Annotated in this window: 22 protein-coding genes and 1 pseudogene; 14 read left to right on the top strand and 9 right to left on the bottom strand. The window is 72.0% G+C overall.

What is annotated here, in order from left to right; all coding sequences use genetic code 11:
• The first annotated feature begins 5 nt into the window (after positions 1-5).
• The 3 genes from CLT71_RS12270 (at position 6) to CLT71_RS12260 (ending at position 1,956) form a co-directional block, all read left to right on the top strand.
• Positions 6-575 (top strand): hypothetical protein, encoded by a 570-nt coding sequence (locus tag CLT71_RS12270; RefSeq protein WP_143743445.1) that lies wholly within the window; start codon positions 6-8, stop codon positions 573-575.
• 168 nt (positions 576-743) lie between these two features.
• Positions 744-1,589 carry a glucose 1-dehydrogenase gene (locus tag CLT71_RS12265; protein WP_101367210.1) on the top strand — a complete coding sequence of 282 codons (846 nt, stop codon included), beginning with the start codon at positions 744-746 and terminating at the stop codon, positions 1,587-1,589.
• 43 nt (positions 1,590-1,632) lie between these two features.
• A complete protein-coding gene (locus CLT71_RS12260) occupies positions 1,633-1,956 on the top strand; it encodes a plasmid stabilization protein (protein WP_101367209.1) in 324 nt (107 codons plus the stop codon).
• A gap of 305 nt (positions 1,957-2,261) precedes the next feature.
• Here CLT71_RS12260 and CLT71_RS12255 read toward each other — a convergent pair.
• A pseudogene (locus CLT71_RS12255) lies at positions 2,262-2,756 on the bottom strand (MFS transporter); the annotation flags it as partial.
• 170 nt (positions 2,757-2,926) lie between these two features.
• Here CLT71_RS12255 and CLT71_RS36950 point away from each other — a divergent pair.
• Both CLT71_RS36950 and tuf read left to right on the top strand, forming a co-directional pair.
• Positions 2,927-3,070 (top strand): hypothetical protein, encoded by a 144-nt coding sequence (locus tag CLT71_RS36950; RefSeq protein WP_158242216.1) that lies wholly within the window; start codon positions 2,927-2,929, stop codon positions 3,068-3,070.
• Positions 3,071-3,236: 166 nt separating this feature from the next.
• Positions 3,237-4,424, top strand: a complete 1,188-nt coding sequence (tuf, locus tag CLT71_RS12250; RefSeq protein ID WP_101367208.1) for an elongation factor Tu — start codon at positions 3,237-3,239, stop codon at positions 4,422-4,424.
• A 79-nt stretch (positions 4,425-4,503) separates the two neighbouring features.
• Here tuf and CLT71_RS12245 read toward each other — a convergent pair whose 3' ends face one another.
• Positions 4,504-5,508, bottom strand: a complete 1,005-nt coding sequence (locus tag CLT71_RS12245) for a winged helix-turn-helix domain-containing protein (protein WP_101367207.1) — start codon at positions 5,506-5,508, stop codon at positions 4,504-4,506.
• Between the two features lie 74 nt (positions 5,509-5,582).
• On the opposite strand from CLT71_RS12245, the gene CLT71_RS37950 reads away from it, so the two are divergent.
• Positions 5,583-5,822 (top strand): hypothetical protein, encoded by a 240-nt coding sequence (locus CLT71_RS37950; protein WP_486483224.1) that lies wholly within the window; start codon positions 5,583-5,585, stop codon positions 5,820-5,822.
• The gene (locus CLT71_RS12240) at positions 5,786-6,787 is read left to right on the top strand and encodes an MFS transporter (RefSeq protein ID WP_486483223.1); all 1,002 of its coding nucleotides are present in this window, start codon (positions 5,786-5,788) and stop codon (positions 6,785-6,787) included. The genes CLT71_RS37950 and CLT71_RS12240 overlap by 37 nt, the downstream gene beginning before the upstream one ends.
• Positions 6,788-6,818: 31 nt before the next feature.
• On the opposite strand, the gene CLT71_RS12235 is transcribed toward CLT71_RS12240, so the two are convergent.
• Together CLT71_RS12235 and CLT71_RS12230 are read right to left on the bottom strand one after the other, a co-directional pair.
• Positions 6,819-7,271, bottom strand: a complete 453-nt coding sequence (locus CLT71_RS12235) for a PIN domain-containing protein (RefSeq protein WP_199187580.1) — start codon at positions 7,269-7,271, stop codon at positions 6,819-6,821.
• Positions 7,229-7,450, bottom strand: a complete 222-nt coding sequence (locus CLT71_RS12230; RefSeq protein ID WP_101367205.1) for a type II toxin-antitoxin system VapB family antitoxin — start codon at positions 7,448-7,450, stop codon at positions 7,229-7,231. Before CLT71_RS12230 ends, CLT71_RS12235 begins: the two co-directional genes overlap by 43 nt.
• A gap of 187 nt (positions 7,451-7,637) precedes the next feature.
• On the opposite strand from CLT71_RS12230, the gene CLT71_RS12225 reads away from it, so the two are divergent.
• The 3 genes from CLT71_RS12225 (at position 7,638) to CLT71_RS12215 (ending at position 10,756) form a co-directional block, all read left to right on the top strand.
• Positions 7,638-8,132, top strand: coding sequence for an Rv0361 family membrane protein (locus CLT71_RS12225; RefSeq protein ID WP_101367204.1), 495 nt, complete (start codon positions 7,638-7,640; stop codon positions 8,130-8,132).
• Positions 8,133-8,262: 130 nt separating this feature from the next.
• Positions 8,263-9,669: a class II 3-deoxy-7-phosphoheptulonate synthase gene (locus CLT71_RS12220; protein WP_101367203.1), complete on the top strand. Its 1,407-nt coding sequence runs from the start codon at positions 8,263-8,265 to the stop codon at positions 9,667-9,669.
• 7 nt (positions 9,670-9,676) lie between these two features.
• Complete coding sequence (locus CLT71_RS12215; RefSeq protein WP_486483671.1) at positions 9,677-10,756, top strand: threonine aldolase family protein; 1,080 nt, start codon at positions 9,677-9,679, stop codon at positions 10,754-10,756.
• Positions 10,757-10,788: 32 nt separating this feature from the next.
• Here the strand turns inward: CLT71_RS12215 and CLT71_RS12210 are convergent, their stop codons facing one another.
• From CLT71_RS12210 to pknB, 3 genes are all read right to left on the bottom strand, one after another.
• A complete protein-coding gene (locus tag CLT71_RS12210; protein WP_143743444.1) occupies positions 10,789-11,523 on the bottom strand; it encodes a M15 family metallopeptidase in 735 nt (244 codons plus the stop codon).
• A gap of 80 nt (positions 11,524-11,603) precedes the next feature.
• Complete coding sequence (locus CLT71_RS12205; protein WP_101367201.1) at positions 11,604-12,500, bottom strand: deoxyribonuclease IV; 897 nt, start codon at positions 12,498-12,500, stop codon at positions 11,604-11,606.
• On the bottom strand, positions 12,481-14,478 hold the full coding sequence (gene pknB, locus CLT71_RS12200) for a Stk1 family PASTA domain-containing Ser/Thr kinase (protein ID WP_101367200.1): 1,998 nt from the start codon (positions 14,476-14,478) through the stop codon (positions 12,481-12,483). The genes CLT71_RS12205 and pknB overlap by 20 nt, the downstream gene beginning before the upstream one ends.
• Before the next feature lie 234 nt (positions 14,479-14,712).
• Between pknB and CLT71_RS12195 the strand changes: the two genes are divergently transcribed.
• From CLT71_RS12195 to CLT71_RS12185, 3 genes are read left to right on the top strand one after another with little or no spacing between them, the layout of a single operon-like run.
• Positions 14,713-15,078, top strand: a complete 366-nt coding sequence (locus tag CLT71_RS12195) for an Rv2175c family DNA-binding protein (protein ID WP_101367199.1) — start codon at positions 14,713-14,715, stop codon at positions 15,076-15,078.
• A 14-nt stretch (positions 15,079-15,092) separates the two neighbouring features.
• On the top strand, positions 15,093-15,425 hold the full coding sequence (locus CLT71_RS12190) for a lycopene cyclase domain-containing protein (protein WP_101367198.1): 333 nt from the start codon (positions 15,093-15,095) through the stop codon (positions 15,423-15,425).
• 16 nt (positions 15,426-15,441) lie between these two features.
• Entirely contained in the window at positions 15,442-15,807 is a 366-nt protein-coding gene (locus tag CLT71_RS12185) for a lycopene cyclase domain-containing protein (protein WP_101367197.1), read from the top strand.
• A 19-nt stretch (positions 15,808-15,826) separates the two neighbouring features.
• Here the strand turns inward: CLT71_RS12185 and mptB are convergent, their stop codons facing one another.
• A complete protein-coding gene (mptB, locus tag CLT71_RS12180) occupies positions 15,827-17,512 on the bottom strand; it encodes a polyprenol phosphomannose-dependent alpha 1,6 mannosyltransferase MptB (RefSeq protein ID WP_101367196.1) in 1,686 nt (561 codons plus the stop codon).
• A 47-nt stretch (positions 17,513-17,559) separates the two neighbouring features.
• The gene (locus tag CLT71_RS12175; RefSeq protein WP_101367195.1) at positions 17,560-18,642 is read right to left on the bottom strand and encodes a polyprenyl synthetase family protein; all 1,083 of its coding nucleotides are present in this window, start codon (positions 18,640-18,642) and stop codon (positions 17,560-17,562) included.
• A 231-nt stretch (positions 18,643-18,873) separates the two neighbouring features.
• Here CLT71_RS12175 and CLT71_RS12170 point away from each other — a divergent pair, with 231 nt between their 5' ends.
• Complete coding sequence (locus CLT71_RS12170) at positions 18,874-19,071, top strand: helix-turn-helix transcriptional regulator (RefSeq protein ID WP_486483222.1); 198 nt, start codon at positions 18,874-18,876, stop codon at positions 19,069-19,071.
• Positions 19,072-19,122 lie beyond the last annotated feature (51 nt).

Here is a 19,122-nt window from a genome sequence, read left to right as displayed (position 1 = left end):
CCACAATGAGAGCGATCATCGGAGGCACGATGGACATCGAGCAGGATCTGCCGGTCGTACCGGATCTGGCCCCGGTCTGGCTGCTGGACGTCGACGGTGTGATCAACGCCCGCAGGCCGGGTTGGGGCCGGCCGCCCCGGCGGGCCGACGTCTGGTCCCAGGCCGACCGGTGCGAGTACCCGATGCGCTGGGCGGGTGGGCTCGTCGACCGGATCCGCAGGCTGCACGAGTCCCGGGTGCTGGAGGTGCGCTGGTGCAGCACCTGGTGCCCGGAGGCGGACGTGTTGGAGCGGCTGTGGCGGTTGCCGGTGCTGGAACGGGCCCTCGCCTGCGATCCGGTGCCGGCCGGCGAGTTGGGCTGGCCGATCAAACTGGCCGCCGCACACGCGGTGCTGGCCGCCGGGCGTACCCTCGTCTGGACCGACGACGAGGCGATCCCGCAGGGGGACGGGAGGCTGGACCGGGCGGTGGCCCGGGGCCACGCCCTGCTGATCGCGCCCGACCCGGGGCGAGGACTCCGCCCCGCCGACCTGGACGCGATCGAGGCGTTCGCCTGGCGACACACCGTTTCGTGACGCCGTTTTGCACGGCTACTGACAGCTTCCCGCAGGCTCCCGGACGGCGCTGAACCGTCGGTCCGGGTTTACCCGGTGCCGGGTATGGGGACATTTGCCACTGTCGGCCGCGCGCCAGAATCTGCGGTCGCCGTCCCAGCACCCGAGGAGTAATCGAGGAGCAACCCGATGCCCGACCAGAAGGCCGAACCGCAGCAGCAGCCACCCGGCACCCTCGACGGCATGCGTTCCAAGCCCGATCACGGCGAGGACTCCTACCGGGGAGCCGGCCGGCTGACGGGCAAGAAGGCGGTCATCACCGGTGGCGACAGCGGCATCGGCCGTGCGGTCGCCATCGCGTACGCCCGGGAGGGCGCCGACGTGCTGATCTCGTACCTGAACGAGCACGACGACGCCCGGGAGACCGCGAAGTTCGTCGAGGACGAGGGACGCAAGGCCGTACTCGTCGCCGGGGACGTCGGCGATCCGGCGGTGTGCCGGGCGGTGGTGGACCGGGCGGTCGAGGAGTTCGGCCGGATCGACGTACTCGTCAACAACGCCGCCTACCAGATGACGCACGAGACCGTCGAAGAGGTCACCGACGAGGAGTGGCAGCACACCTTCGACGTCAACATCACCGCGATGTTCCGGCTGGTCCAGGCGGCACTGCCGCACCTCGGCGAGAACGCGTCGATCATCAACACCAGCTCGATCAACTACGACACGCCGCGTCCGACGCTGCTGCCGTACGCGACCACCAAGGGCGCGATCGCGAACTTCACCGCCGGGCTGGCCCAGATGCTCGGCGAGCGGGGGATCCGGGTGAACGGTGTCGCGCCCGGCCCGATCTGGACCCCGTTGATCCCGTCCACCATGCCACCCGAGCAGGTGGAGCAGTTCGGCAAGAACACTCCACTCGGCCGCCCCGGCCAGCCGAAGGAGGTCGCCCCGGCGTACGTGCTGCTCGCCTCGGACGAGGCCAGCTACATCTCCGGCGCGATCATCCCGGTCACCGGCGGCAAGCCGATCCTCTGACCGCATCGAATCTCGTTCACCTTCTCCCGGAAGGAGTTCCGTCATGCCCGCAGGGTCGAGTCCGAAGCGGGAACGCCAGTACAAGCACATCAAGGCCAGCGCCAAGAAGCGCGGCGAGTCGACCGAGCGCGCCGAGGAGATCGCGGCCCGTACGGTCAACAAGGAACGTGCCCGGGCCGGCGAGTCGAAGACCGCCAGCCGATCATCGATCAAGGATGTCTCCTCCGGGCACCGGGGCGGCAAGCGGTCGCACACCGGCGCACAGGGGCGTACCAAGGAGCAGCTCTACAACGAGGCGAAGAAGCGCAACATCAAGGGCCGGTCGAGCATGTCCAAGGCCCAGTTGGAGAAGGCGCTCGCCCGCTGAGCGGCGCGGTTCGGCGGCGGTCCGGCTCTGCCCGGCCCGCCGCCGAACCCGTTTCCGCCGCCGTTGCGCTCAGGTCCGGCCCGCCGCCGAACCCGTTTCCGCCCACCTCCGCCGACGAGCGGACGGCGCTTGCCACCGACCTCGCCACCGCCGCCGAGATCAAAGCCGAGGTCAGCCCCGGGACCAGGGCATAGGCCAGCCCGGGATCGCGGTCGAGGCCAGTGTGGAAGTCAGCGCCCGACCGGGTCGCCGGCCACGGCCGGGGCGGCGGCGAGCCGAGCCACCCGGCGTTCCCGGGGTGGACCGGCGAGCAGCCCGGCCAGCGCCGACGCGCCCGCCATGCCGAGGTTGAACGCCCAGAACTGGAGGTTGAACGCGCGGGAGCGGCGGTGCGGCGGCACCACGTCGACGATCGCCGCGACGAAGGCCGGACCCGGCATCGAGTGGGCGATCCCGACGAGCGCGGCGAGCAGGGCTATCGCCGACAGGCTGGTCACCACCGCCATGCCCGCCATCAGCGCCGACGCCGCCAGGTGTGCCCAGAGCAGGGTGCGGCGCCGTCCCCAACGGTCGGCGAGTACGCCGCCGAGCAGCACCCCGGCCACCCCGCCGAGCCCGTACGCCCCGACCACCAGGCCGGCGAGCGCCTCGCTGGCCCCACGCGCGTCGGTGAGGTAGAGCGGCAGGAACAGCATGGCGAACGCGCCGATCCGGTTGATCAGCAAACCCGACCAGAGGTACCAGAAGACCGCAGGCAACCCGCCAGCCGTGTCCCGCAACCACGCGCCTACCGCCCGCACCCGTCCCCCGGTAAAGCTTGTTTCCAGTAGCGCCGCAGTAGACGCTAGAGACCGGGCCGCCCCACTCGCCAGGTGTCCCTCGTCACCACGGGCGACATGTGCAGGTCCTCGGCACAGGCGCCCGGAACGGGCCGGAATATCGGTCGCGGTGCAGAGCGTTGGTGGCTAACGTGATCGTCATGTTCGGCACGGCTGGGTTCGGGTGGCTCGCGGGGTTCTGCCCGCTGAGCCCCGTCGCCGTGTCCGTGGCGTCGACCCTCCTGACCGTGCCGTCGATCCAGCCGAACCGGCTGGATAGCGGCGCGCGAGGCTGACCCTCCTCCCGCACCAGCAGAACCCACGGAGGAGGGTGGCCCGAATTCCGGTGCCGCCCTTCCTGGCGTACCGGATGCGCGGTTCTGGCGCGGCTTTCCCTCTCGCGGTCTGGCACCCGCCCGCGCTCGTCGTCCGCCGACCCGTCTCTCCAATGAGGACAGTCCGATGGCCAAGAGCCAGTTCGTACGCACCAAGCCGCATCTCAACATCGGCACGATGGGACACGTCGACCACGGCAAGACCACGCTCACCGCCGCGATCACCAAGGTGCTCGCCGACCGGGACCCGGCGGTCAACCGGTTCGTCGCCTTCGACGGCATCGACCGGGCGCCGGAGGAGGTCGCCCGGGGCATCACCATCACCATCGCGCACGTCGAGTACGAGACCGCCAACCGGCACTACGCGCACGTCGACATGCCCGGCCACGCCGACTACGTGAAGAACATGATCACTGGGGCGGCGCAGGTGGACGGGGCGATCCTGGTCGTCTCGGCGCTCGACGGCGCGATGCCGCAGACCCGGGAGCACGTGCTGCTCGCCCAGCGGGTCGGCGTGCCGTACCTGGTGGTGGCGCTGAACAAGGCGGACGCGGTCACCGACCCCGAACTGCTCGACCTGGTCGAGTTGGAGGTACGGGAGCTGGTCAGCGAGTACGGCTTCCCCGGCGACGAGGTGCCGGTGGTGCGGGTCTCCGCACTGCGGGCGCTGGAGGGCGACCCGAACTGGGTCAGCTCCATCGCGGACCTGCTCGACGCGGTCGACAGGTACGTCCCGGTGCCGCCGCGCGAACTCGACAGGCCGTTCCTGATGCCGATCGAGAACGTGCTGACCATCTCCGGTCGGGGCACCGTGGTCACCGGGGCGGTCGAGCGCGGCTCGCTGCGCGCCGGTGACCCGGTCGAGGTGGTCGGGCTGGCACCGACCCTGTCGACCGTGGCGATCGGGCTGGAGACCTTCGGCCGGTCGCTGGAGTCGGCGCAGGCCGGTGACAACGCCGCCGTACTGCTGCGCGGGGTCAAGCGCGACCAGGTGCAGCGGGGACAGGTGGTGGCCCTGCCGGGCAGCGTCACGCCGCACCGCAGGTTCACCGCGCAGCTCTACGCGCTGACCACCGCCGAGGGCGGTCGGCGTACGCCGTTCCACGCCAACTACCGGCCGCAGTTCTACTTCCGGACCACCGACGTGGTCGGCACGATGGACCTGGGCGGACTGCCCCAGGTCGCTCCCGGTGACACCGTGACGATCACGGTGGAGCTGGGCAAGCCGATCGCGATGGACGTCGGGCTCGGCTTCGCCGTCCGGGAGGGCGGCCGGACGGTCGCCGCCGGCACGGTGACCGAACTGCTCGACTAGGTACCCGCCTGGCGCACCGGGGTTTCCGACCGGTCGGTTCCCACACCGGGTCCCGACCGGTCGCACCCCGGCCGGCAACTCAGCCGGCGGTCCGCTCCTCGGACCGCCGGCTGAGCCGGACCAGCCGGTCACCGTCGGGGGTGCGGAAGTAGAGCACGTACCGACCGGAGCGGCGCCGCCGCACGAGCTGGGCGTCGAGGAGTACCCGAAGGTGCCCGCCGACCGAGCCCAGCCCGTGCCCGGTCGCGGCGACCAGCCCGGTGGTGCTGGTCGGCGAGTCCAGCCGGGCCAGGATCTCCGCCCGGACCGGGCCGAGCAGTCGGCGCAGGGCAGCCGGCGGGGCACTCCGGACCGGTTCGGCGAGCACACCCCGGCACGGGTACACCACCGCGTGCCGGTGGTGACTGTCGGAGCCGACCCAGCCCCGGGTCGACGTACTCGGCACGAAGAGCAGCTTGGCGTCGCCGAGGTCCTGCGCCGGCAGGTCGTACGTGTTGACCTGGAGCCGGCCGTGCCCCAGCCAGCGCATCCCCGGCCGCATCCCGTCCAGGGTGGCCGCCCAGCCACCCGAGCTGAGCAGGTGGGTCCGGGACACGATGTCGGCCTCGAAGAGCCGTTGCCGGCGCGGCCAGTCTGGACGCAGGGTGCGCTCCCAGACCCATTCCAGCAGCTCGGTGACCCGATCCGGCAGGTCGGCACCGTACAGCTCGGCCGGGAGCGGCCTGCCGAGCCCGGCCACCAGTTCGGCCCGGACCGTCTCGGCTGGCGTCCCACGGATCCGGCGCAGCTCACCGGCGAACGTCGCCTCGGCGTCGCCGGCCGACGGACCGAGGAAGTCGGCGGGCGTGGCGAGGAAGTCGGGCAGCCAGCGCGGTGGGAAGGCGGCCCGGACGAAGGCCGAACCGATCGGGTCGCCGGCCAGCCGGGACCGGTACGCGGCCGAGTGCGCGTCGAGCCAGTCCCGCTGGCCGGGCAGCGTCGGGTGCCCGGCCAGCGCCTTGAGGGCCGCGACGGTCTCGACCAGCGGGGAGACGGCGAACCGGCTGCGGGCCAGTACGTCCGCGTCGAGCAGCCAGAGCCCCACGACCGACCACCTCCGGTTTCGTCTCGAGATGAAAAGGTAACGGCTCGCCGGGCGGCACACCCAGACTGCCGTCCGTGCGTACCTATCGGGATTTGTTCCGGGTCACCGAATTCCGTCCCCTCTTCCTGGCCACCGCCGCCCAGGTGGCGGCCGGCACCGTCAACGGGCTCGCCCTCGGCACCCTGGTGTACTCCGCCACCGGGTCACCGCTGCTCGCCGCGCTGAGCCTCTTCGGCCCTCCTTCGCCCAGATGCTCGGCGCCACCACCCTGCTCTCGATGGCCGACCGGGTGCCGCCGCGCGCCGCGCTGGTGAGCGTCAAACTCCTGCTCTGCGCCGGTACCCTCACGATGGCGCTGCCCGGCATGCCGATCTGGGCCATGTTCGTGGTGATCGGGCTGATGGGGCTGGCCGGCTCGATGGGTGGCGGGGTCCGCTGGGGCCTGCTCGGCGAGATCCTGCCGGACGGTGGCTACCTGCTCGGCCGCTCGGTCATGAACATGTCGGTGGGGGCGATGCAGATCACCGGGTTCGCGCTCGGCGGCGTCCTGCTCACCGTCGTCGCACCGCGCCAGGTGCTGCTGATCGGCGCCGGCCTGCATCTGGGCGCCGCGCTGGTTGCCCGGTTCGGCCTGTCCCGCCGCCGGCCGAGGGCGTCCGGCCGGCCGTCGATCCGGCGGACCTGGCAGGTGAACGCCACGCTCTGGGCGGCACCCGCCCGACGGTACGTCTACCTCGCGCTCTGGCTGCCGAACGGGCTCGTCGTCGGCTGCGAGGCGCTGTTCATCCCGTACGCCCCGGAATCCGCCGGGGTGCTCTTCGTCGCCGGTGCCCTCGGGATGCTCGCCGGGGACACAGGCGTCGGCCGGTTCGTTCCGGCCCGGTGGCGGCAGCGGCTCGTCACGCCGCTGCAACTGTCGCTCGGGCTGCCGTACCTGCTCTTCGCCCTGCCGATCCCGCTGCCGCTCGCCGCGCTCGCCGTCGCGGTGGCCTCGGCCGGGTTCGGCGCCGGGGTGCTGCTCCAGCAGCGTCTCGTCGACCTCACTCCGGCACAGATGCGCGGGCAGGCGCTCGGGCTGCACTCCTCGGGCATGTTGACCATGCAGGCGGTGTCGGCGGCACTGGCCGGTACCGTCGCCGAACACCTGCCGGTCGGTGCCGCCATGGCCGTGATGGCGGTGCTCTCCCTGCTCGTCACGCTCCTGCTCCGCCCGGGGTTGCGCAGCCGGGTCGAGCCCCGGATGCCCGAACCGGTCACGCTCGATCCGGCCCGCCGCTAGCCATCGCCGGGCGACCCGTTCCGGGTGGTGTTCAGGGAAGGGCGTGCACCCGCCGCTCGGCAAGATCCGGCAGGTTCCGCGCCGCTGCCTCAAAGTCGGCGTCGTCGTGCAGTACCACCAACCCCCGGACGGCCGCGCATGCGCAGACCAGCAGGTCCACGCAGGACAGTGCGCGATGCGCCCCGGCCCGCAGCAGCCGGTACTGCGCCGACTCGATCCACTGCCAGGCCGTCTTGGGTACCGGGACGTCCGGGTACAGATCCGTGAACATCGAAGTCATCTGCTCGTACTCGGCGAGATTGCGGGCTGAGCGACGAAACTCGGTGCGTTGGGGCTGGCACGATCCGATCGCGTGATCGGAGATCACGTCGGCCCAGCCGGCACGCACCTCGGGGTCGCGCAGCAGCCGCCACAGCGCCGACGAGTCAGCCAGGTAGCGGATCACGCCGCAGGCGACTTGCCAGCCGAACGCATTTCCTGCCATCCCTCGAAGTCCCAGGACCGCGCAGCGGTCACATAGTGATCGAGCGCCGCGATGCGGCGATGGCGGGCCGCGTACTCCCGCAACGCGAGGTTCACCGTCTCCTTCTTGCTCCGGGCGCCGGACAGCCGCATCGCCTCGGCCAAGGCGTCGTCGTCAAGGTCGATCTGTGTGACAGCCATGGCGCCTCCTGTTGCTGATGTATGAACCCACGATACATCGCCAACATGGCGGGGATCGGCGCCACTGGCGGGTACCCCGCCTGCCGGGTGTCGTGGCCGGCCGGCACTTGGTGGCGCGGGCGTCCGGGCGGGCCGTCCGGCGGCGGCTCGTCTAGGGTGGGAACCCCGTTCTGGTGGAAGGAGCGCGATGGTCGGCGTACGGCGACGGGTGGTCGGCGTGGTCGCGGTGCTGGCGACGGTGCCGCTGGGCCTGGCCGGCTGCGGCCCGTTCGACGGGCTCGTCGGGCAGGGCGCCGAGCCCACTCCCACCCCGGACGAGGGGCCGCAGCGGGCCCGGGAGCGGGTGCAGGCATATCTGGACGCGATGCAGGCGAAGAGCGTCGCCGACGGCCGGGAGCAGTTCTGCGAGCCGCTGCGGGAGTCCTTCGACCAGGCGGCCACCGGCCCGAACGGCGACTTCGCCAAGCACTTCTCGGTGCCGGCGGCGACGATCACCGACGTCCGGGCAAACGGCGCCGACCAGGACGTGAGTACGTCGATCACGGTCAAGGTCGGCGGCAAGTCCACCCCGACCAAGGTCCTCTTCACGGTCGCCCGGGCGGACGGGCAGTGGTGCATCGCCAAGACGACGATCGGCGGGCACACCCCGGCCCCGTCCGGCTCACCGACCGAGCCGACCTGATCATCTCCGCCCGGTCCCGTGATCCGGGACACCGCCGGGTGGCGCCGGCTGCCGATCGAAGGGCTCCCACGAAGCGGACGGGCGTACCTCGCTCCCGGCACCGTGCGGATCCCGCCGTACGCTTTCTGACATGCGCCATGAGTGGCATCAGTTGAGCTACCCCGCAGTGGGCAACACCGCGTTGCAGACCAGCCGGCCGACCGAGGACTCCGCCGAGGACGAGGCGCTCGGCCTGGACCGCTGGCGGGAACTTCCCCGGGCCCAGACGCCGCCGTGGCCGGACCAGGCGGTGGTGGACGGGGTCTGCAAGATCCTCCAGAACGTGCCCTCGATCGTCGCGCCCTACGAGGTCGACCAGCTCCGGCAGCGGCTGGCACTGGTCTGCGAGGGGCGTGCGTTCCTGCTCCAGGGCGGCGACTGCGCCGAGACCTTCACCGACAACACCGAGAGCCACCTGCTGGCCAACGCCCGGACACTGCTCCAGATGGCGGTGGTGCTGACGTACGGGGCGTCGCTGCCGGTGGTGAAGGTGGCCCGGGTCGCCGGGCAGTACACCAAGCCGCGCTCGCTGCCGACCGACGCGCGAGGGCTGCCGGCGTACCGGGGCGACATGATCAACTCGCTGGAGGCGGTGCCGGAGGCCCGGGTCGCCGACCCGCAGCGCATGATCCGGGCGTACGCGAACTCGGCCGCCGCGATGAACATGCTCCGGGCGTACCTCGCCGGTGGGCTGGCCGACCTGCACGCCGTGCACGACTGGAACAAGGGCTTCGTCAAGAACTCCCCGGCCGGTGAGCGCTACGAGGCGATCGCCCGGGAGATCGACAGGGCCCTCGCCTTCATCCGGGCCTGCGGGCTGACCGAGGACGAGGCGCTGCGCACCGTCACCCTCTACTGCTCGCACGAGGCGCTGGCCCTGGAGTACGACCGGGCACTGACCCGGGTCTCCGACGGCCGGGCGTACGGCCTCTCCGGGCACTTCCTCTGGATCGGCGAGCGCACCCGGCAGCTCGACGGCGCTCACCTCGACTTCATCTCCCGGATCGCCAACCCGATCGGTGTCAAGCTCGGCCCCACCACCACCCCGGACGAGGCGATCGAGCTGTGCGAGAAGCTGAACCCGGAGAACATCCCGGGCCGGCTCACCCTGATCAGCCGGATGGGCAACGGCCGGGTCCGGGAGGTGCTGCCGCCGATCGTGGCGAAGGTCACCGCCGCCGGTGCCAAGGTCGTCTGGCAGTGCGACCCGATGCACGGCAACACCCACGAATCGTCGAACGGCTACAAGACCCGGCATTTCGACCGGATCGTCGACGAGGTGCTCGGCTACTTCGAGGTACACCGGTCGCTGGAGACCCACCCCGGCGGCCTGCACGTCGAGCTGACCGGCGAGGACGTCACCGAGTGCCTCGGCGGCGCCCAGGCGATCGAGGACATCCACCTGCCGGACCGCTACGAGACCGCCTGCGACCCCCGGCTAAACACCCAGCAGTCGCTGGAACTCGCCTTCCTGGTAGCGGAGATGCTTCGTGGCTGAGGACCCGATCACCCGGCTCGTTCCGTTCGGTGCCCGCAACGCGTCGCCGCCCCCGGATCCGGACCGCCCGGTCGACCTCCGGTCGGACACCGTCACCCGGCCCACCCCTGGGATGCGCGCCGAGATGGCCGCGGCCGAGGTCGGCGACGACGTGTACGGCGAGGACCCCACGGTCAACGCCCTCGAGGCCGAGGTCGCCGCGCTCTTCGGGCACGAGGCGGCCCTCTTCGCCCCGACCGGCTCGATGGCCAACCAGATCGCCATCCAACTGCTGGTGCCCCCGGGCGAGGAACTGCTCTGCGACGCCGACGCGCACGTGGTGACGTACGAGATCGGTGCCGCCGCGGCGATCGGCGGCGTCTCGACCCGGACCTGGTCGCCGGTCGGCGCCGACGTCGACCCCGAGGTGGTCGCGGCGATGATCCGGCCGGACGGGTACCACGCGGTGCCGACCCGGGCGATAGCCGTCGAGCAGACCCACAACCGGGGCGGTGGCGGGGTGATCCCGCTGGCCACCCTCGCCGAGCTGCGTCGGGTCGCCGACGACGCCGGGATCGGGCTGCACTGCGACGGCGCCCGCATCTGGCACGCGCACGTCGCCGACGGGGTGCCGCTGGCCAGCTACGGCGCGCTCTTCGACACCCTGTCGGTCTGCCTCTCCAAGGGGCTGGGCGCGCCGGTCGGCTCGCTGGTGATCGGCAGCGCGGAACGGATCGCCCGGGCCCGGGTGATCCGCAAGCGGATGGGTGGCGGGATGCGCCAGGCGGGGATCCTCGCCGCCGCCGGCCGGTACGCGCTGCGGCACCACGTCGAGCGACTCGCCTCCGACCACGCCCGGGCGGCCCGGCTCGCCGCCGCGCTCGCCCCGTTCGGGGTACTCGCCGGCCCGGTACGCACCAACATCGTTCCGCTGGACCTGACCAAGTGCGGGTTCGACGCCCCCGAGCTGGGTGCGGCGGCCCGGGAGCGGGGCGTACTCGTCTCGGTGCTCGGCCCGCGCATCGCCCGACTGGTGACCCACCATGATCTCGACGACGACGGAGTGGACCGGGCCGTCGAGGTGCTCACCGAGATCTTCCGACGCTGACCCGGGCGGCCTCTGCTGCCTGTCGTCGTGGGTCAGCCGCCGGTGCGGGTGAAGTGCTGGTAGTCGGGGGAGCGCCACCGCCCGCCCCACTCCCAACCGGCGGTGGCGAACGCCTCGACCAGTACGCCACCCGGCACGGCCATCCCGGGGCGGTGGCCGGAGCGGTCCCGGTACGCCGCCCCGGCCGGTGGCAGTACCCGCCCGTCGAGCAGGTACGGATTCTCCACCGGGTTGACGTCGATCGCCTTCCCGTAGGCGTGCGCGGACCACTTCACCCTGCCCGTGGAGACCGCCCTTCGGCAGTTGAAGCCGGAGGTGTTGTCGTCGGCCATGGATCGGTCGTCGCTGCCGGCGTACGCGTCGACAGGTTGTAGCCGCCGGATCGGGAAACGTTCCCGGTAGAGGGTGCCGAAGATCTCGACCACCTCGGCGGTGACCGACCGGTGCACGACGATGGTGCCGACCTGGGGTCGTCCCTCGAAGTCCCAGTAGCCGAGCCGGATCCGCCGGAGCTGGTCCGGGCCCACCGGGCAGCCAGATCGCCAGCTCTGGCCGAGGTCGGCGGCGGTGACCGGGGAGATGTCGTGCGCGAATGCCGGGGCGGTGGTCGACGGGTCACCGGGGCGGCTCGTCGTCGGCCCGACGGGCCCGCCCGACGGGTCCGCCCTGCCGGCCGGGTCACGCGCCACCCCGCCGCAGCCGGCCGCCGCCACCAGCGCGGTCAGCAGCCCGACCAGCAGCAACACACCCCGTACACCCCGGCTCACCGCCGCCACGCTACGCCGCGCCGACCCGCCGCCCCAAACGGAGATCCGGACGGAGATCCCCGAGGAAGCAGGGGCCGAGGTCAGGGGCGGAGGCGCTTGAGGGTGGCGATGTCGTCGGCGTGCCCGTGGTTCTCGCTCGGCGTCTCGACGACCACCGGGATGCCGGCGGTCGCCGGGTGGGTCATCAGCTCGGCGAAGGCGGACTCGCCGATGCTGCCCTTGCCGATCGTCTCGTGCCGGTCCCTGGTCGAGCCGCAGAGGTCTCGCGAGTCGTTGGCGTGGACCAGCCACAGCCGATCCCCGACCGCGTCGACCAGGGTGTCCAGCGTCTCCCGCATGCCACCCTCCCGGGCCAGGTCGTGCCCGGCCGCCCAGGCGTGGCAGGTGTCGAAGCAGGCACCGAGCCACGGGTGCCAGTCGACGGCGGCGAGGTACGGCTCCAGGTGTTCGACCCGGGAGGCCAGCGATCGCCCGCCACCGGCGCTCGGCTCCACCAGCAGTTTCGGTCCGCCGCTGGCCGCCGCCGAGTCGAGCAGTGGCAGCAGCGCCTCGCGTACCTGTCGCATCGCCGCCTCGGCGTGCCCGGCGTCGACGGCGCTGCCGGCGTGGAAGACCACCCCGGCGGCACCGATCGCGGCGCCCCGGTCCAGTGCGTGCGCCAGGGTCGCCACCGACCTCTCGACGGTTGCCGGGGTGGGCGAGCCGAGGTTCACCAGCAGCGACGCGTGGACGTACGCCAGCAGCCCGCGTTCGGCACAGCCGGCCCGGAACGCCGTGTCCTGTCCGGGGTCGCCCGGCGGCAGCGCCCAGCCCCGCGAGTTGCCGACGTAGACCTGCACCACCTCGGAGCCGATCGCGTCGGCGTAGGGCAGGGCCGCCCTGGCCAGCCCGCCCGAGGTGGGCGTGTGCGAGCCGACGGGCCGGCCGCCCGAGCGGGCGACGGGGCCGGTGGCGTGGTCAGAGGCAGGTGATGACAACCTGGGTCCCTGGCGGTACCGGGGTGTTCTCGGGTGGGTTCTGGAACCGGACCGTCCCGTTCGGGTTGAACTGCACCCCGACGGGCAGACCCTGGCTCTCCAGGATCTGCTTCGCCTCCTGGCAGGGCCGATCGATCACCCGGGGTACGGGGATGGCCGGCGGGCCGTTGCTGACCTCGACCTTGATCTGCGCGTTCTTCTCGACCCCGGCGCCGTCCTGCGGGGTCTGCGCGATCACCTCGTCCTTGGGCTTGTCGGAGTCCTTGTACTCCTCGCTGAGCTTGAGGCCCAGATCCCTGATGATGTTGCGTACCTCGTTGATGTTCTTGCCGACCAGGACCGGGACGCTGATCGGCGCCTTGCCCTTGCTGACGATGACAGTGATCTTGTCGCCGGGCTTGACCTCGGCACCGACCTTCGGGGTGGTCGCCATCACCACGCCCTTGGGCAGGTTGTCGTCGTAGCGGTCGGTACCCCTGACCAGGACCAGGTTGGCGTTCTCCAGGTCGAGCTGGGCCAGGTCAAGCGTCTTGCCGACGATGTCCGGCAGCGGGAAGCGCTCCGGGCCGAGGGAGAGGGTGAGGGTGATGGTCCCGCCCCGCAGGATCCGGCTCGTCGACTCGGGGTCCTGGGCGAGCACCTTGTCCTTGGCGACGTCCTCGCTGTAGCGGGGGTCGGCGTACTTCACCACGAAGCCCGACCGTTCGGCCTGCGTCTGCGCCTGCGAGCCGGTCAGCCCGGCCAGGCTCGGCGTCTCCGTGTAGCGGCCGAACCCGAACCACCAGCCGGTCATCGCGACGACCAGGGCGAGCGCGACCACGGTCACCACCACCGAGGCCCGGCCGGCGAAGAGCTGCCCGCCGATCTCGCGGACCCGGTCGAGGAAATCGGAACCCGGGCCGGCGGCCGCGCGGCGGCGGTGCGGGGTGGTGTGTTCCCGTGGCTGGTCGGGCAGGCGGGCCCAGGCGGGACGGGCGGTGGATTGCACCGAGGAGACGACCATGGTCGGCTGCTGCACCACCATGGTCGGGTGGTCGGCGGCGGGGATCTGCCGCAGCACGGTCGTGTTGGCGTTGGCGACGGTGCCGAGGTCGTCCCGGACCACCTGGACCTCGGTCTGGAACGCGCCCGCGTCCGTCGGCCGGGCTCCGGGATCGCGCCGGGTCGCCCGGCGGACCAGCTCGTCGAGGACCGGCGGCAGGCCGGGGACCAGCCCGGAGGGCGGGGGTACGTCCCGGTCGACGTGCTGCCAGGCGACGTCCACGGCCCGGGCACCGTCGTACGGGACCCGGCCGGTGAGCATCTCGAAGAGCACGATGCCGGCGGCGTAGACGTCGGTACGCGGATCCGCCCGGCCCTCGGTGACCAGCTCCGGCGCCACGTAGGCGACCGTTGCCATCAACTGGTTGCCGCCGTCGGTGTCGGTACTCGCCTCGACCGCACGGGCGAGCCCGAAGTCGGCGACCTTCACCACACTGTCGACCAGGTTGCCCGCGCCACCGCTCGGCGCCTCGGCGACCAGCACGTTCTCGGGTTTCACGTCCCGGTGCACCAGCCCGGCCCGGTGCGCGGCACCGATCGCGGCGAGCATCTGCTCCAGGATCGCCAGCGCCTCGCTCGGGTTGAGCCGCTTACGCTCGGTCAGGATCTCACGCAGGGTCCGGCCCCGGACGTACTCCATGACGAGGTACGGCAGGCCGCCGTGGGTGCCCTGGTCGTAGACGGCCACCACGTTCGGGTGGGTCAACCGGGCGATGGTCTTGGCCTCGTCGGTGAACCGCTCCAGGAAGTCGGTGAGCTGCACCTGCGCGGCCTGTGCCTGGTTCGGGTGGATGATCTTGATTGCGACCGTACGGTCGAGCCGCTCGTCGATGGCGGTGTAGACGGTCGCCATCCCACCACGGGCCACGCGACCGCGGATGCGGTAGCGCCCGTCGATCAGCGAGTTCAGCAGCGTGTCGGCGACCTGTATGTCCATCGGCAGGCAGTCTATGTCTCCAGGGGGCAGCGGCAGAACAGGATGACACAGCCGACGCCGAAGCGAAAAGTTCGTGTCGCCCGCCGCACGCTTACGGAGATCACTTCGGCAGGATTTGCCGGTGTCGTCCCGCCCGGCCGCCGGAAACTGCCTCCTTTTCCGGTCGGCCGGAGCTGGCAGGGCTCGCGGGGGAGCCGTTCGTCGGGGTCGGCGGCGGCGTGGCAAGGTGAGCGGGTGACCGAATCCTCACCCGCCGACCCGCAGCCGACCGAGCCGTCCGGCTGGCTGAGCCTTCCGGACGTCGCCGAACGGCTGGAGGTGTCGATCAGCAAGGTGCACCAGATGATCCGGGACCGGGAACTGCTCGCGGTCCGTCGGGACGGTACCCGGGTGGTCCCGGCCGAACTGGTGGCGAACCGGACCGTACGCAAGCACCTGCCGGGCATCCTCACCCTGCTGCACGACGCCGGGTACGACGACGAGGCGACGCTGCGTTGGCTCTACCTGCCCGACGACACCCTGCCGGGCGTCCCGGCGGAGGCACTCGGCGACGACCGGGCCCGGGAGGTCAAGCGCCGGGCCCAGGCCACCGGCTTCTGAGCCGGGTCCCGCCGATGGAGCGATTCGCCTACCTGACGGTGCTCACCGGGTGCCTCGGTGCCGCGCTCTGGCTGGAGCCGGTACTGCGGGTCAACGTGCTGCGCCGGTGGCGGCGGCTGCTGCTCACCCTGCTGCCGGTGGTGGTGATCTTCGCGCTCTGGGACCTGGCCGCGATAGCCGCCGGGCACTGGACCTTCGATCCGGAGCAGACCACCGGCGTACTGCTGCCCGGCGACCTGCCGCTGGACGAGCTGCTCTTCTTCGTCGTCGTACCCTGCTGCGCCATCCTCGGCTTCGAGGCGGTACGCGCGGTGCTGCGCTGGCCGGCCGGCGACGAGTCACCGTGAACGTCGACGAGTCGTCATGAGTTACACGGTGGCCGCCCTGCTCGGAGTGGTCGGCGCGGTGCTGGTCGACCTCTTCGTGCTGCGTACCCGGCTGGTCCGTCGGCCGGTGTTCTGGGCCACGTACCCGATCATCGTGTTCTTCCAGCTGATCTCGAATGGCATCCTGACCGGCCGGAACATCGTCCGGTACGACCCGGACGCGATAATCGGCTGGCGGCTGGTGTACGCACCGGTGGAGGACCTGCTCTTCGGCTTCGCCCTGGTGCTGCTGACCCTGAGCGTCTGGGTCAGGCTCGGTCGGGCCGGCGTACAGCGGACCCCGGCGGCAGGCGAGGGCTCCCTGTTGCTCCGGCTGCTCCGCCGGCAACGATCGAACCGCTGACAGCTGGCACCGTTGACGGTCAGCCTCGAGGGCGGGCGCGCCACCTCCGGTACGCCAAGCCGGCCAGCACCAGCACCAGGAGCACGTCGAAGAGCGCACCGGGCAGCTTGGTGATCACGGCCAGTCCGAAGCCGTTGGGCAGGACCAGGAAGCTGAGTACGGTCACCGCGACGGCGACCCGGTTGACCTGGCGCCACGTGTGCAGGCCCGCCGCGAGCACGGCGACGGCGACCAACCCGTACCAGGGGTAGAAGATCGGGGAGAGCAGCGCCAGGGCGGTGAAGGCCAGGCCGGTCAGGGTCACCAGTCGACGGCGGGCGCCGGTCCGGTCGGGTGCCGGGACGGCCCGACCGGCGCGGACCAGCAGCACCGCGATCGTCCCGGCCAGCGCGACGAGGCCGAGGAACCGGGCCACGGCCACGGCGGCGTCGACCGCCTCCGGGTGCCCGGCGAGCCGCAGCAGGTATCCGGCCGCCATGCCCAGCCCGGTCGGGACCGAGGTCCACTGCACCAGCCGGCCGGTGTCGGAGAGCGCGGAGATCCAGCCCAGGTCCAGCCCGCTGGCCAGGGTCACCCCGGCGAAGGCCAGGCCCGCACCGGCGGGCACCGCGACCAGCCGCCGATCGAGGAGTACGCGTGCCACGCCCGCCCGCCAGGCACCGCCGGAGCCGGAGGTGCCCGGGATGTCGGCCCGCCGGGCGCCGTCCGAGCTGCCCGGGACGTCGCCGCCCGGGACGTCGGCCTGCCCGCCGTCCGAGCCGTCCGGGGCGTCGTCCTGCCCGCCGTCGCGGTGCCCGGTGCGGCGGCTGGAACCGGGCTGGACGATCGTGAGCAGCATGGCGAACGGCAGCGCCACGATCGCGGTGACCTTTATCGCGACCGCCAACCCGAGCAGTGCCCCGGCGGCGAGCCCGGCCCGACCGGCGCCGAGCGCCGACGGCCGGCCGGCAGCCAGGGCCAACGCGGCGACGACCAGCCCCAGCACCAGGGCGTCGTTGTGTGCACCACCCAGCGCGTGGACGCCGACCAGCGGGGAGACCAGCCCGAGCCAGGTCGCCCGGACCGGATCGACCCCGGCCGACCGGGCCAGCCGGGGCAGGCAGGCGACGGCGAGTACGACGCCGGCCAGCGCCGCCGCCCGGAGCAACCCGATCGCGACCAGCAGTTCGCCGTCGATGGTGGTACCGGCCAGCCGGGCCAGCGCCACCGCCCCGCCGGCCAGGGCCAGCGCCAGCGGGCCGTACGGGGTCGGAGTCTCCTGCCACAGCGCGGGTACCGTGCCCGACCAGACACACCCGCCCGGCAGTACCCCGACCGAGTACGGGTCGACCCCGTCGAGCCAGAGGGCGCCCTGGCAGGCGTAGGCGTACGCGTCCCGGCTGCCGAGCGGAGGTGCCAGCAGCAGCGGAGCCGCCCAGAGCAGCCCGGTACGCAGCAGCCATCCCAGCGGTACGCTCGCCGGCCGGCGTCGTATCCGTACCCCGAGCCGCCACCAGACGACCGTCAGCGCCACCAGCCCGGCGATCCAACCGGTGAGGCCGAGCCAGTCTGCCCAGTTGTCCGGCAGCGGCTCCGCCTCGGCGGCACCCGTCGGCAGCGCCCCGACCCGGTAGGCGCTGACCGCCAGAGTGGCGCTGGCGGCGAGCCCGGCGATCCGCAGCCAGGTGGGCCGGTCCGGGGCGGGCAGCTCTGCGGCGGGTCGCACCAGACCAGCATCCCCAGCCGCCGGTACCCCGGACCGCCGGTTCCGGCTCAATCCTTGCGGCGGGTGGCCACGATGGCGAGGTCCACCAGGACCTCGCGCGCCTCGGCCTCCAGGTCGGCACCGACCAGCGCGGCCAGGGCGGTGTCGGTGAGCGTGGCTATCCGCCGCTCGGTGCGGTCCAGCGCCCCGCTGCTGGTGATGACCTCGCGCAGGGCCTCGATGCCGGCCTGGTCGAGTCCGGGGTCGCCGAGCCGGCGCTCCAGCAGCTCCCGTCCGGCCGGAGTGGTCGCCTCCAGCGCCGCCGCCACCAGGTAGGTCCGTTTGCCTTCCCGCAGGTCGTCCCCGGCCGGCTTGCCGGTCTGGCCGGGATCACCGAAGACACCGAGTACGTCGTCCCGGAGTTGGAACGCCTCGCCCAGCGGCAACCCGTACCCCGAATAGGCGGCCCGCAGCTCGGCGGGCGCGTCGGCGAGCGCGGCGCCGAACAGCAGCGGTCGTTCGACCGTGTATTTGGCGGACTTGTACCGGGCGATCTTGCTCGCCCGCTCGACCGAGGTGTCCCGGGTCGCCTGCGCGAGTACGTCGAGGTACTGCCCGAGGGTGACCTCGGCGCGCATCTCGTCGAAGACCGGCCGGGCCCGGCTGACCACGATCGGGTCGATCCCGCTGCCGTGCAGCAGTTCGTCGGACCAGACCAGGCAGAGGTCGCCGAGCAGGATGGCGCTGGACTCGCCGAAGCCGTCCGGTGCACCGCTCCAGCCGGCGGCCCGATGCTGGGCGGCGAACCGGCGGTGGATCGACGGTTCGCCGCGCCGGGTGTCGGACCGGTCCATCAGGTCGTCGTGGATCAGGGCGCTCGCCTGCACGAACTCCAGCGCGGCCAGCCCGCTGACGATCTCGTCGGAGTCGCGCCCACCCGCACCCCGGTAACCCCAGTAGCCGAACGCCGGCCGCAGTCGCTTGCCGCCGCCGAGTACGAACGCCTCCAGCGCGTCGGCGACCGTGCCGAGCCCGTCGTCGACGCTGGTCATCCAGGCGCGCTGTCTGACGAGGAACCGGGCCAACGAGTTGTCGACCCGCTGGCGTAGGCCAGCGCGGTCCACCGGTGGGACGGGGGCGGATTCGGTCACGTCATGACGCTAGTGGATCGACCAACCGAGTGCTCGGTACGGCCAGGCCCCCAGCTTTCGGAGACGGCTGGTATCGGGCCGCTCGTCCGAATATCCGCCCTGGTCAGCGCAGCGTCGATCGACTCGAACCGCCGTTTGGTGGGCGTTCCAGGAAGAGAAACTTGTCAATGACCGAAGGAGGGCTAGGCTACGTGACATGTCGTAAAGGGTGGCCCGTCGGAAGGTCTGCCGGTGACCGAGGAAGTGATGGCGATGGCTGAGATTGCCGACTTCCTCGGTATCTCTCGGCAGCGGGCCAACGCCCTGGCGGACCGGGACGACTTCCCAGCGCCGATCGCACACCTGACGGTCGGCCGTGTCTGGGCTACGAAGGATGTCCGCGTGTGGGCCGAGAAGCGCCGTAAGGATCTTGAAGGCGAGCACGGCTGACCGTAGGTAGTGCCAGGGGTTCCGGCAGATAGCAGTACGCGGACTGCTCGC

It is taken from the genome of Plantactinospora sp. CNZ320, assembly GCF_002846275.1.
The sequence above is the reverse complement of the archived record's forward strand: the minus strand, read 5'-3'. Positions and strand labels throughout refer to the sequence as shown.